Origin of the sequence: Pseudomonas sp. NFPP07 (genome assembly GCF_900115645.1) — a bacterium.
GTDB lineage: Bacteria > Pseudomonadota > Gammaproteobacteria > Pseudomonadales > Pseudomonadaceae > Aquipseudomonas > Aquipseudomonas chlororaphis.
This window is the reverse complement of the sequence record NZ_FOXG01000005.1, coordinates 392,127-404,492: the sequence shown is the minus strand read 5'-3', so window position 1 is coordinate 404,492 and position 12,366 is coordinate 392,127. Positions and strand designations below refer to the sequence as shown.

Sequence of the window (12,366 nt, the reverse complement as noted above, 5' to 3'; positions counted from 1 at the left end):
CAGGTCTCACACACATATTGAGGGTTCGGGTTCACAACACCCGGCTGAGAAAGGCCCGGGTACGGGCATGGCGTGGCTGGCTGAAAATCTGCTCGGGCGGCCCCTGCTCGATCAGTTCACCTTGATCGAGCACCACCACCCGGTCGGCGACCTCGCGGGCAAAACCCATCTCATGGGTGACCACCACCATGGTCATGCCCTCCTCCGCCAGCTCCTTCATCACTTGCAGCACTTCGCCCACCGTCTCCGGGTCGAGGGCGCTGGTGGGTTCGTCGAACAGCATCGCCTGGGGCTTCATCGCCAGCGCCCGGGCGATGGCTACCCGCTGTTGCTGGCCGCCGGACAACATTGAAGGATAGTGCCCCGCCTTCTCCGCCAGCCCCACGCGCTTGAGCAGCGCCCGCGCCTGTTCCTCGGCCGCGGCGCGCGACACGCCCAGGACGTGGATTGGCGCTTCGATGATGTTTTCCAGGGCGGTCATGTGCGGGAACAGGTTGAAGCGCTGGAACACCATGCCGATGTCCCGGCGCTGACGGGCGATGTTGCGTTCCGAATCGCGCACCAGGCTGCCGTCGGCCCGTGTGCGGTAGCCCATGGGCTGGCCGGCGACGCGGATCTGCCCGGCCTGGATGTCCTCCAGCAGATTGATGCAGCGGATAAAGGTGGTCTTGCCCGAGCCGGAGGCGCCGATCAGCACCACCACTTCGCCGCGCCGGACCTGCAGGGAGATGCCCTTGAGGATCTCCAGGTCGCCGAAGGACTTGTGAATATCCAGGGCTTCGATGACCAGTTCTTCATTCATGTGCGGCATGTTCAACGCCCCCTCAGCAGTTTCAGGGTGTGACGCCCGAACAGGCGGCTGGCCGCCGGCGCCGGGCGGTCGGACTGGCCGAAGCGGTTCTCCAGCCAGCGCTGGAAAAAGCCCCAGAGCGTGGTCAACGCCAGGAAGTAGATGGCGACCACCAGGTACAGCTCGAACACCCGGAAGGTCGCCGAAGTGACCATCTGCGTGCTGAGCAGCAACTCCTGCACGCCGATGACGCTGACCAGCGTGGTGTTCTTCAGCATCACGTTGAACTCGTTGCCCAGCGGTGGGACGATCACCCGAAACGCCTGGGGCAGCACGATGCGCCGCATCAGTTTGGGGAAGGTCATGCCCAGGGAGCGCCCGGCTTCGTACTGTCCTTTATCGACCGCACCGATGCCGGCGCGGATGATCTCGGCCATGTACGCGCCTTCGTTGAGGCCCAGGGCGATGATCGCCGCCTGGATATTGCCCGGCACCACCAACCAGCCCAGGTCCAGGTCCTCGAAACGGAAAATCCCCCCGGCCGCCAGCGCGGTATACAGGAACACGATCTGCACCAGCAGCGGCGTGCCGCGCATCAGCCACACATAGAAGCGCACCGGGTACTGCAACAGCGGGTTGCGCGACAGCTTCATCAGCGCCGCCAGCAACCCCAGTACACAGCCCAGGAGCATGGCCGATACGCTGATCAGGCAGGTCAGCCCGAGCCCCGTCAGGTAGACATCGCTGGGCAGCAACAGGTACTGCCAGAACACGTCCCAATTGAAATTCATCGAACTCGCCCTCAGTCCAGTTTGTCGCTGCCGACATGCCATTTATCCAACAGCACGGCGTAGCTGCCGTCGGTGCGCATGTCCTGCAAAACCTGGCTCAGCGCCGCGCTCAGTTGTGGGTCCTGCTTGCGCACGCCGAAGCCGGTGAGGATCCGATTGAACGCCGGCACCGCTGACTGGAACAGGTCCGGGGCCAGTTGCTGATAGTGCCCGGCGGACTCCACCGTGGTGCCGAAGGCGTCTACCTGGTTGATGCGCAGCGCCTGGAAGGCATCGGCGTCGACGTTGTACACCACCAGTTTCATCGGTGGCTTGCCGGCCGCCAGCAGCTTGTCGTTCTCGACGCCGAGCAGGATGCGGATGGTCGAACCGTTGCTCACCGCCACCTTGAGCCCGGACAGGTCCTCCAGGCTGTTCACCGCCTTCGGGTTACCCTTGGGCACCACGATCGACTGGCTGGAGTACATGAAATTGACGATGTCGATCACTTCCCGGCGCTCGGGTTTGTCGAACAGCTGGTCGACGATCATGTCGCATTGCTGGGCCAACAGCGCCGGGATCAGCCCGGCGAACGGCGAGATGCGCCATTCGACTTGCTTGCCGCCCAGGCGCTGGGCAATCGCCTCGCCTATGTCCACCTGCAACCCCACCGGTTTCTGCTGCGTGTCGAAGGACACCAGCGGCGGCGAATCCATGCCGGAGCAGTAGACGATTTTCTCGCTCTTGCTCAGGCGTTCCGGCAACTCGGGGGCGGCCTGCGCCCACAGGGAACAACACAGACTCAAGGTAAAAATGGCAGCTGACGCGCAAGGCTTGTGCATGGCATTACTCCAGTCATGTCGGGTAGCAAGGGGGGATGGCGTTCACCTCAAGCGTGAAGCGCCCGGCGAACAGTGCGTGGTTACTGATGGGCCTCCAGGAACTGGATCAGCCGCGGGATGGTGCCTTCGATGTGCTCGCACACCACCTGCGCCGCCTTGTCCGGATCGCCGGAACGCAGCGCGGCAATGATCGAGGCATGTTCGTCACGGGCGCTGCGGGGCTTGTCGGCGTGCTGCAGCCACAGACGCATGTGCGGCTCGATCACCGAATACAGCGCCGAGATCTGCCGCATCAGCCGCGGGCGTTCGCTCAGGCTGCACAGGTATTCATGGAAAGCGCGATGGCGGCTGACCCACTCGGCGCCGTCTTCGCGGTAGTCGTCCATCTCATCGAGCAGGCGCTCCAGATGGCTGAAGTGACGCTCGGTGATCTTGCCCACCGCCACCCGGATCGCCAGGCCCTCGAGGGCACTGCGCATTTCGAAGACCTCGCGCATTTCGTCGATGTTCAGGCCACGCACGATGGCCCCGCGATTCGGTCGCAGGGTCACCAGGCCATCGGCATCCAGGCGCCGGAAGGCTTCGCGTACCGGCATGCGGCTCATGTTGATTTCGCTGGCGATGTCCTCGGCGATCAATCGTTCCCCGGTGCTAAAGCGCCCTTTGCAGATCGCTTCCAACAGAAAGTTGTAGGCCTCCTCCTCCGCGGTCACGGGCTGGCGCTCGGTATAGGCTGGGGCAAATTTCATCGGCGGCACCTTTTGTATTTTTGTATCCAATTATCCATATAGCCAAAACAGCACATTGCGTGCCAGGGGCCCGCCGCGTTTTGCAGGTGTTTGATTCGCTTGGTTTTTGATTAATCGGGAAGACTGGCGAAGCAAATGGTTGATCACGACAGCGAGTGAAAACGCCCCAGGACGGGGCTCATGGCGCGCAGAACATGTGCTGGCGGTAACAGTTGACCATTTCCGCTGCCCCGCATAAAAAACGGGCGCCTGTCACGGCGCCCGTTTTCCTGGCCAATGGCTGGCCGCCCTGCTCTCGCCGCCGCTCAGCCAGACGCCTTGCTCGCCGCCAGATAGGGCGCCAGGCGGCGTGCCATTTCTTCGCCAAGGGCCTGCAGGCCGCTCATGGGACGGACCATCACCTCGAACTCGACGATCTTGCCGGCTTCGTCGAAGCGGATCAGGTCGATGCCCTTGATCTGCCGCTCGCCAACCCGCGCGCTGAATTCCAGCACCACGCTCAGACCATCGGCGGTGACCAGTTGACGGTGATAGGCGAAGTCGCTGAACACCTTGAACACGGTATTGAGGATGGTCGAGACCACCGGCGCGCCCGGATAAGGCGTATGGGCCATGGGCGAACGGAATACCACTTTCGAATCCAGCAGTTCAGGCAAGGCGCCCAGGTCACCCTGGGCCAGCATGGCGTGCCAGCGTTGCAGGGAGGCGGCGGCCTGGGGATGCAGTTTCAGATCAGACATGGTGTTCTCCTGTCGCTTGCAAGGGGTGGACCGGGGATCTGTCGTTCGACGGCGATTGACCGAACCACCATAAGCGCCGGGCGCCGCGCGCAACAATGATCGCAAGTGACACTTGATTGATCGCAATGAGCAATCGGCGTGGTGGCTTTCTTCAGGGCTGGCAGAGCCGCTCGAACAATTCGGCGTGCCGCGGGAAGCGTTCGCTGAGCTGGCGCTTGCAGCCCAGCTGCATGTCCGCGTAGTCGAACCCGGGGCACACCGCTTCGCTGATCAGGCCGTAGCCCGCCGCGCCGGGCAGCAGCCGCGAGGCCTTCCATACACCGCCGGGGACATGAAGCTGCAAGCACTGACCGGCCAGCACATCGCTGCCCATCACCCGGGTTTCCAGGCGGCCATCCGGGAACACCAGGCAGTATTCGAGGGCATCGCCGAGGTGGAAGTAATGCAGGATGTCGGACTGGTTCAGATGGAAATGGCCGATGGGCGAATCCCCGGTCAGCAGGTAATAGATGGAGGTCATCAAGTACCGCTGTCCGCCCGCGCTGGCGAGCATCGGCCTCTGGTCCGTCTGGAAGGTCCGGCGGTAGTAACCGCCTTCCGTGTGCGGTTCCAGGTTGAGGGCGGTCAGCAGTTGTCGGGCGCTGCAAGCAGGCGTGGGCGGGAGCGGGTCAGTCATGTCGGGGTCACAGGCCAGGGAGTTGCTCCCAGCGTAGCAGCGCCTCGCCCTGGCGCTGGCCCGACCTGCCACATGAATGGCAGGTCGGGCCCTGGTCACTTACGCTCGCCGCGAGCCGGCTACCTTGCCGAGCGGCGCAGACTTGCGCGACAGGTCCTTGCTCCGGCGCAGGTAGCGCACGGCCCAGACCAGCAGCATGCCAAGGCTCAACAGCAGCGGAACCGCGGCGATGTTGAGCATCTTCAAGGTCCTGCCCAGTTCATCGATATTGGCGTTCAGCTGGTACTGCACCTCGCGCAGTTCCTTGCGAATGCGGGTTTTCTCCTGCAGGAACTGGCGCACCGTCGCCTGCTGTTCGGCGCTGAGGGTCTCGCCCTTGTCCGGCGAGCCCTGCAACTGCTGCAGCTTGCCTTCGGTTTCCTCGAGACTTTCCTCGAGGGCGAAGCGCTTGGCGCGGAAGCTGGCTTCGGCCTCGCGGCGCAATTGCTCCACCACCACGAACGGACGACTGTAGGGGCCGCGCGAGCGCAGGCTGTTCAGGGCGTCCGAACCGGCGAGGTTGTCCAGGGTATTGAGCACGAAGGAGGCGTTGTCGGCCCATGGCCGCGCTGCCGGGCGCCCGTTGACGTCCTGCATTTCCAGCCACATCCGGTCGCTCAACAGGTCCGTATCAGCCACCACCACCAGGTTGACCTGCTGCGCCTCCTTGAGGCCGTCCTTGCGACCCTCGATGCCGTCGGCAAAGGCCGTGCGTACCGGGCCTTGCACCCGGGCGGCGATCACGTAACGCTGGCTGGGCTGTTCCTGGTCGCGCAACATCTGTTTGCGGTCGGCTGGCTTGTCGAAACGGTCCGCCTCGAAGGCCTTGGCCGAGTCGGAGCTGTACATCAGCGGGGTAAAGCGCGTGCTGGCGCCGGCGACCGGTTCGAGGATGCCGGCGGTGGTCAGGGCAATGAACTCCAGCCCGGCGGTACTCGGGTCCTGCTGACTCAAGGCAGCCTGCGGCACACCCAGGGTGAACGGCCGTGGCAGCGGACGCCCGTCCTCCTCGGAAGTCTCCAGCAAGGCGTAGAGGTTGTCCCCCAGGACTTTGCCCGGCTGCATATGAATGCCCCAGGCCTTGAACAATGGCTCGAGATTGGAGGACTTGTCCTTGCTCTGGATGCCGAAGTACTCCTCGCCGGAGTCCTGTTCGCTGTAGGGATCGACGAAGGCCACCAGCTTGCCGCCGCGCAACACGAACTGGTCGATGGCGTACAGGGTCGGCTGCGAGAGTTTTTTCGGGTGCAGCAACATCAGGATGTCGACGTCTTTCGGGATGTCCTGGGTATCGGGCTTGAGCTGTTGCAGATCGAACTCCCGACGCAGCTCCTGGAGCAGCATCCACGGCTCGGTCTTGCTCTGCGTGCGGATATCGAAGCCACCGTTGGCCGGTAGGCTGCTCAACAGGCCCAGGGTCGGGCGCTTGGGGTTGGCCAGGGTCTGCAGCAAGCGGCTGATGTCGTACTCGAGAAACTCTTCCTGGTCCGGCGCGAAAAACTCGATCGCCTGGACGTTGTTCTGCTCGTCGGTACCGGCCAGGCCAAAATACACCGGCGCCCCGCCCCGTCCCAGCGGCACGGCCTGCAGGCCGAACTCGGCGGCCTTGTCCTCCTCCGCGGAAAACGGCAGCGGGTCGATGACGTGCAGGCGAATCTTGCCGTCGGCCTCGCGCTCATAAACCTTGAGCAGCTCCTGGACCCGCTGGGCATAGCCACGCATCGGCACCAGTTCCTTCGAGCCGCTGTCGGAAAAGTAGAAATACAGGTCGAGCGGTTGTTTCAGCTCCGCGAGAATCTGCCGGGTGCCAGCGCTGATGGAATAGAGCTTGTTCTGGGTCAGGTCGAGCCGGACACCGGTGAGCAGCAGCCCTGTCACCAGGTTGAAGGCCAGGAACAGCAGGGCAATCAGCAACAGGCCGGAAGTGGAATACAGCATGCGTTTCATCGAATCGTCCTCACTCGGCTTTCTTCAGGTTGACCGTCACCACCGTGGCCATCAGCCAGGCGACGATCACGCTAAGGAAATACAGCGGATCGCGCAGGTCGATCAGTCCTTTGCTGATCGCGCCGAAATGCGTCAGCAGGCTCAGCGAGGCCAGCAAATCCAACAGCCATTGCGGCGCCCACGGGTTGAGTGCATCCAGCACCAGGGAGAAACCGCAGGCAACGAACAGGAAACACACCATGAAGGCGAGGATCAGGGCGATCACCTGGCTCTTGGCCATGGCCGACATGCAGGAGCCGATCGCCAGGTAGGTGCCGGCGAGCAGCCAACTGCCCAGATAGCCGGTCAGTATCACGCCGTTGTCCGGGTTCCCCAGGTAGTTCACGGTGAGCACCATGGGCAGGGTCAACAGCAGGGTGATGCCGGCGACCACCCAGGCGGCGAGGAACTTGCCGACCACCGCTTCGAAACAGCTCACCGGCAGGGTCATCAGCAATTCGATGCTGCCGGACTTGCGCTCCTCCGACCACAGGCGCATGGCCAAGGCTGGCAACAGGAACAGATAGAGCCAGGGATGGACGTCGAAGAACGGCGCCAGGTCCGCCTGGTTGCGCTCGTAGAAATTGCCCAGGTAGAAGGTGAAGACACCCGAGAGCACCAGGAAGATCTCGATGAACACGAAAGCCAGCGGCGTGGCGAAATAACTGCCCAGCTCGCGCTTGAAAATCACCGGTAACTGTCTCATGCCGACTCTCCCCGGGTCAGGGTCTGGAAGACCTCGTCAAGACGACCCTGCTCCAGTTCCAGGCGCTTCATCTTCCAGCCACGCGCGGTCACCAGCGCGTTGACCTGAGGGAAAATCACCTCGCCGGGCCGAGCCAGCAGCGTCAGGCTGCCCTCGGCCGGGTTCTCCTCGACGCCCGCCACTCCCGGCAAGACCACCAGGGCCAGCAGGTCCAGCGGTTCGTCGGCCTGCAAGGTCACCGCCTGGCGATAGCGCGAACTGCGCTCCAGCTCGTACGGCGTGCTGTCGGCCAGCAAGCGGCCATTGCTGATGATCAGGGCGCGGTTGCAGACGGCCGACACCTCTTCGAGGATGTGGGTCGAGATGATCACGATCTTGTCCTGACCCAAGTCCTGGATCAGTTGGCGAACCAGTTGCTTCTGGTTAGGGTCGAGGCCGTCGGTGGGTTCGTCGAGGATCAGCACCCGCGGATCGTGAAGGATCGCCTGGCCCAGGCCGACCCGGCGGGTGAAACCTTTGGACAGGGTCTCGATGGTCTGCCGGCGGACGTCGCCGAGTTCCAGCAGGTCGATCACCCGGTCCACCCGTTCGCGCTTCTGCGCGCCGCGATAGCCGCGAACACTGGCAATGAACTCAAGAAAGCCCTGTACCGCCATGTCGCTGTAACTGGGCGCGCCTTCCGGCAGGTAGCCCATCTGCTGCTGGGCATGACGGGTCTGGGTGCGGATGTCGAACCCCAGGATGCTCGCGGTGCCGGAGGTCGGCGCCAGAAAGCCGGTGAGCATTTTCATCGTGGTGGATTTGCCTGCACCGTTTGGCCCAAGAATCCCCAGAACTTCTCCCGGGCCGATATGACAGGACAAATCGTCGACCGCGACCTGCCCGGAAAAAGACTTGGTTAGTTTGGATATTTCGATCATGGCTTCCAGGTTCAACAAGAGAAGTCTGAGGTGAACAGCTAAAAGCCATTCATATTCAGCAGGGGGGTTGAGATTGAATAGTTGTAACAGGATCAACAGCTGTGTTGTGTCGGAATGGGCGCAATACAATACACGCTGATATTTTTAATGAGGGTGTAAATCCACATGAATAAGACTATTCAATAGAATTATAAGATTTATCCTATAAATTCGGAGTATTGCTCTTAACGCCAACTGACATTACTTCCTAGTATCCTAGCGCTCATATTTTTTACTTGAGTTTACTGGGTGACATATGCTCTTACGCACTATCTCCATCGAAAACAAAGAGCAGCAAATGCTGACAGCGGCTTTGCTCTGCAGTTTTTCTGTTCCAGAAGCAGGTCGAAACTTTCTCGCCTATAGCCTGAACGAAAGCCTTGATGACGATAACCTGCGCGTCTATATCGCCTTGTTATTCAACGAAGGAGGCAATTACTGCCTGGGCGCCCTGGACTCGGACGAGGACGGGCCGCTGGCAATTCGCGTGTTCAGCCAGATCCTGCGCGAGGCTGCCACCGGCGAACACCGTGAAAGCGATGTGGCCTACCATCTGCTGGACCTGAACAAACAGCAGTTGCCCCCCGCCGCAGCGGCGGACCATCGCCTGTTGTGCACCAAGAAAGAGTGGATCGCCAAGCTGCTGAGCTTTCAGAATTCGGCTCAATTCGGCCCGGCGGCTGAGCATTTGCCCACAGCCATCGATGACCAGCAACTCGACGCCGCTCTGGCGCAGCTCGACGAACAGGGGGATGACCGCGCCGAGCAAGAACACCACGAATCCACCGCGACTACGGGCAGCTGCGTAACGCAAAGCCCCCAGCCAGACGCGCCCGCTGCCGAAATCCGCTACTCCGATGCTGGCCCCCTGCCAATACCGGACGAACAGCAGCCTGCTGCCGAACCCCAGGATGAAGCCTGGCCTTTCCCGGGCACCGACCCCGAGCACTTCCTGCAGGATGTCGAGGCGAGCCTGATGGAGTTTTCCAGCATCGCCAATCGGCTCAAGCAACAGAAACTGCACAGCCAGGCGCAACAGCAGACCCTGAACTCCAGAGAGTCCCAACTACAGGAGAAAGAGCGCGCGCTCGAACAGAAGGAAGAGCAGTTACAGCAACTGCAACGGCAACTTGATGAGGATCGACAATCCGACAGCACGGTGCGGGCGCAACAAGAAGCGCGTCAGGGCGAACTGGATAAACGCGAAGAAGCATTGCAGCAAAAAACCAGGGAGCTGGCGGAGCAATTCAAGAAGCTCAACCATGCCAAGGACAACTTCAACAACACCCTTAGAAGCCTCAATGAGGTCATTCGGCTCAACGAGGATGCGCTGTCCGAATAAGATTTTCTTGCTCGCCGGACAGACTCTAATTACTACCAGGGTCGGTAAACCTGAGACGGCTAGTTATAAATTGCCAGACTTTGCTAAAGGGTTGTTATTTAGATAGCGGTCTTTGACTTTCTCGATATAACCATCACGGCGCATGGTTTCTATGGCTTTCGCAACATGAGTCACGACCTTGGCGTCGCACACTTTGGAACAGGCGAGGTACAGCTCATGACTCACCATGGGTGGGCTCATCAACAGCGGCCGACTGGAGACGCGCTTCCAGATATACCGGCTTTCCTGAACCCCGTTGAACCAGGCATCCACCCTGCCCTTCAACAGCAATTGCGCGGGGTTCTCGCCGATCTTGATCGCATAGATCTGCTCCGGGGCGAAGCCTTTGCTGCGCAGGATTTCTGCCTGGGCACTGCCCAGCCCTACGGCGATGGCCTTGAAACGCTGCCGGGCTTCTTCGAAGCTCGTCACTTTATGCTCGAGGCTGAAAAACGCCCGATCCATCGGCATGATCGGGGCAATCCAGGTGTAGCGATCTTCCCGCTCGGGCGTGCGGCTGAGCGGCGCGATCAGGATGTTGTCATTTTCGATGGCGTATTTCTGCGCCCGCGCCCACGGCAGGGTTCTGGGTTCGCTGGCATATCCACCGCTTTTCAACGCCCGCAGAACAATGTCGCCGACTATGCCGTGACGATCGCCCTGATTGACCATGGTCAGGGGTGGCGCGTCCGGGATCAGAAACTCGAGGGCTTCGTGTGCCTCGAGCACATGAGTCGTTCCCAGGAGTAGCGGCAGTAACAACAGGCTGAAAAGAAAAACGCCTTTGGCGGGTGTTCTGTCAATCACACAACGAGCCTCTTGTTGGCTTCTATTCGTTATTGAATGGCCGGTGGTTATTCAGCGGTGAATGAGAGCAATGTTATTACCAGCGCCTTCCTTCTCCCGGATTCCGCCGACAATAGCGCCGGCTTTTTCCACATTGTTTGACTTCAGGCAAACGATCGAGCGCCGCTACAAGCCCAACGGAGTATACGACGGGAACGCCATGGCCCTATCAAAGGTCGTATCGGTCGCCATGGTCGAGCCCCGAAGGTGTCAAGGCAGCAAGATAGAGCGTCCATGGATCGGTGGCGTGCAAACGGATACTCCTTGGTTCAGGGGGGGCTTGAAAAACAGTGGTATCTGCAAAGGCAAAAAACCTCTCTCGGTCAAGCGACTTTCATCCATGTTATCCGCGAAAAAGAACACCTTGGGGATGCTGTAACAGGGGTTTTCCCGATCAACTAGTGGCGAAGTCTGAACACTGGCTGTCTAGGTGAAAGATAAACGCTCCGTTGGCCTTTTTTTCATGTTCGTTTCACATTTTTCCGCTTAACCTGAATCCATTCATAGACGCAGGGAATCACTCAGGCCATCTAATTGAAACAAAAGCTAACATACTGATCTGGCTTTACTTTTACCCTGCGTGGTCTTTACTGCAATCAAGCATGGACGACCGCACCGACCTCCCTTATGGACGCGCTTCAATGACCGAACCAAAAACGCCTTTTTTGAATAACTCCAGCTGTGGCACAGGCGCTTTTTCTTCTTTCGATTGCTGAAATCCTTTTTCCCCGAGGTCTCAATGAACCAGGCTTTCCTTCCTTTCTCGCGCCCGAGTATTGGCGATGAAGAGATCGCTGCGGTCGAGCAGGTTCTACGTTCTGGCTGGATCACTACCGGACCGAAAAACCAGGAGCTCGAGCAGCAATTCGCCGCGCGGGTCGGCTGCCAGCACGCAGTGGCGCTGTCATCGGCCACAGGGGGCATGCACATTACCCTGCTGGCGCTGGGCATCGGCCCCGGCGACGAGGTGATCACCCCCTCGCAGACCTGGGTTTCCACCGCCAACATGATCTGCCTGCTGGGCGCGACTCCGGTCTTCGTCGATGTCGATCCCCACACCCTGATGACCGACGCCGCCACGATTGAAGCGGCGATCACACCGCGGACCAAGGCGATCATCCCGGTGCATTACGCCGGTGCCGCCTTCGACCTCGATCCGCTCTACGCCCTGGCCGACAAACACGGCATCGCAGTGATCGAAGACGCCGCCCACGCCGCCGGCACCAGCTATCGCGGCCGGCCTGTCGGCGCCCAGGGCACGGCGATCTTTTCCTTCCATGCGATCAAGAACATGACCTGCGCCGAAGGCGCGATGTTCGTCAGCGACGACGAGGCCCTGGCCAACCGGGTGCGCATGCTCAAGTTCCATGGCCTGGGCGTCGACGCCTATGACCGCCTGACCCACGGGCGCAAACCCCAGGCCGAGGTGATCGAGCCCGGCTTCAAATACAACCTGGCGGATATCAATGCCGCCATCGCCCTGGTGCAGTTGCAGCGGCTGGATGCGATCAATCACCAGCGCGAGGTCCTGGCCAATGCCTACCTGGAACAACTGCGCGACCTGCCGGTGCAACCGCTGCACCTGCCACAGTATCCGCAGCAACATGCCTGGCACCTGTTCATCCTGCGCATCGACGCCGAGCGTTGCGGCATCGATCGCGACGGCTTCATGAAGGCCTTGCAGGAACAAAATATCGGCAGTGGCATCCACTTCGTCGCCACTCACCTGCACAGCTATTACCGCCAGCGCTTCCCGGATGTGCATTTACCCAACACCGAATGGAACTCGGCACGCTTGTGCTCGATTCCGCTGTTCCCCGACATGACCCTCGACGATGTCGAGCGGGTCGTCGGCGCCATCAAAACCTGTCTGGACTGAAAC

Annotated in this window: 12 protein-coding genes; 2 read left to right on the top strand and 10 right to left on the bottom strand. The window is 60.8% G+C overall.

Annotated elements, in window-relative coordinates; genetic code table 11:
- Positions 1-31: 31 nt before the first annotated feature.
- From BM019_RS15355 to BM019_RS15315, 9 genes are all read right to left on the bottom strand, one after another.
- Positions 32-811, bottom strand: coding sequence for an amino acid ABC transporter ATP-binding protein (locus tag BM019_RS15355; RefSeq protein ID WP_062825873.1), 780 nt, complete (start codon positions 809-811; stop codon positions 32-34).
- Positions 812-813: 2 nt separating this feature from the next.
- The gene (locus BM019_RS15350; protein ID WP_085530872.1) at positions 814-1,581 is read right to left on the bottom strand and encodes an amino acid ABC transporter permease; all 768 of its coding nucleotides are present in this window, start codon (positions 1,579-1,581) and stop codon (positions 814-816) included.
- An 11-nt stretch (positions 1,582-1,592) separates the two neighbouring features.
- Positions 1,593-2,402 carry an ABC transporter substrate-binding protein gene (locus BM019_RS15345; RefSeq protein ID WP_092418782.1) on the bottom strand — a complete coding sequence of 270 codons (810 nt, stop codon included), beginning with the start codon at positions 2,400-2,402 and terminating at the stop codon, positions 1,593-1,595.
- A gap of 80 nt (positions 2,403-2,482) precedes the next feature.
- Positions 2,483-3,151, bottom strand: coding sequence for a GntR family transcriptional regulator (locus BM019_RS15340; protein ID WP_092418781.1), 669 nt, complete (start codon positions 3,149-3,151; stop codon positions 2,483-2,485).
- A 305-nt stretch (positions 3,152-3,456) separates the two neighbouring features.
- A complete protein-coding gene (locus tag BM019_RS15335) occupies positions 3,457-3,891 on the bottom strand; it encodes a nuclear transport factor 2 family protein (protein ID WP_009043842.1) in 435 nt (144 codons plus the stop codon).
- Between the two features lie 151 nt (positions 3,892-4,042).
- Positions 4,043-4,567, bottom strand: coding sequence for a cupin domain-containing protein (locus BM019_RS15330; RefSeq protein ID WP_092418780.1), 525 nt, complete (start codon positions 4,565-4,567; stop codon positions 4,043-4,045).
- A gap of 99 nt (positions 4,568-4,666) precedes the next feature.
- Positions 4,667-6,553, bottom strand: coding sequence for a GldG family protein (locus BM019_RS15325; RefSeq protein WP_092418779.1), 1,887 nt, complete (start codon positions 6,551-6,553; stop codon positions 4,667-4,669).
- 10 nt (positions 6,554-6,563) lie between these two features.
- On the bottom strand, positions 6,564-7,298 hold the full coding sequence (locus tag BM019_RS15320; protein ID WP_009043839.1) for an ABC transporter permease subunit: 735 nt from the start codon (positions 7,296-7,298) through the stop codon (positions 6,564-6,566).
- Positions 7,295-8,218 carry an ABC transporter ATP-binding protein gene (locus BM019_RS15315; RefSeq protein WP_007925682.1) on the bottom strand — a complete coding sequence of 308 codons (924 nt, stop codon included), beginning with the start codon at positions 8,216-8,218 and terminating at the stop codon, positions 7,295-7,297. Before BM019_RS15315 ends, BM019_RS15320 begins: the two co-directional genes overlap by 4 nt.
- A 295-nt stretch (positions 8,219-8,513) precedes the next feature.
- Between BM019_RS15315 and BM019_RS15310 the strand changes: the two genes are divergently transcribed.
- Positions 8,514-9,599 (top strand): hypothetical protein, encoded by a 1,086-nt coding sequence (locus BM019_RS15310; RefSeq protein ID WP_092418778.1) that lies wholly within the window; start codon positions 8,514-8,516, stop codon positions 9,597-9,599.
- Positions 9,600-9,662: 63 nt separating this feature from the next.
- On the opposite strand, the gene BM019_RS15305 is transcribed toward BM019_RS15310, so the two are convergent.
- Complete coding sequence (locus BM019_RS15305) at positions 9,663-10,445, bottom strand: substrate-binding periplasmic protein (RefSeq protein WP_092418777.1); 783 nt, start codon at positions 10,443-10,445, stop codon at positions 9,663-9,665.
- A gap of 778 nt (positions 10,446-11,223) precedes the next feature.
- Between BM019_RS15305 and arnB the strand changes: the two genes are divergently transcribed.
- Positions 11,224-12,363 carry a UDP-4-amino-4-deoxy-L-arabinose aminotransferase gene (gene arnB, locus BM019_RS15295; RefSeq protein ID WP_092418775.1) on the top strand — a complete coding sequence of 380 codons (1,140 nt, stop codon included), beginning with the start codon at positions 11,224-11,226 and terminating at the stop codon, positions 12,361-12,363.
- Positions 12,364-12,366 lie beyond the last annotated feature (3 nt).